The organism is Bartonella capreoli (assembly GCF_902813205.1).
Classification (GTDB): Bacteria; Pseudomonadota; Alphaproteobacteria; order Rhizobiales; family Rhizobiaceae; genus Bartonella; species Bartonella schoenbuchensis.
Map to the genome: position 1 here is coordinate 1 of NZ_CADDZX010000243.1, position 436 is coordinate 436.

The 436-nt window shown below is 39.9% G+C and carries 1 protein-coding gene; it reads left to right on the plus strand.

Going from position 1 to position 436, the window contains the following annotated elements; genetic code table 11:
• The coding region (locus tag J7R05_RS08260) for an ACT domain-containing protein (RefSeq protein ID WP_208541878.1) at positions 1-436 on the plus strand (436 nt) is incomplete at both ends.

Consider the following 436-nt stretch of genomic DNA (forward strand, 5'->3'; position numbering starts at 1 on the left):
TAGAACCTAAAGCAAGTCGTTTAACAAAGGTCGCTTTTGAAGAAATGCTGGAAATGGCTTCTCTTGGTGCAAAAGTTTTACAGGTTCGTTCTGTTGAATTGGCAATGGTTCATAAAGTCCGTACCTTTGTACGTTCGAGTTTTGAGGATCCTGATGCGTTAGGCTTAGGGGATCCAATGAATTATTCTGGAACACTTATTTGTGATGAGGATGAAATTGTGGAACAACAAAATGTTACTGGTATTGCTTTTGCTAAGGATGAAGCACAAATTTCGCTTCGTCGGCTTGCAGATCGTCCAGGGATTTCTGCAGCGATTTTTGGTCCTTTGGCTGAAGAGCGGATTAATGTTGATATGATTGTGCAAAATATTTCTGAAGATGGTTCAAAAACAGATATGACTTTTACTGTACCATCAGCAGATGTGGATAAGGCTGT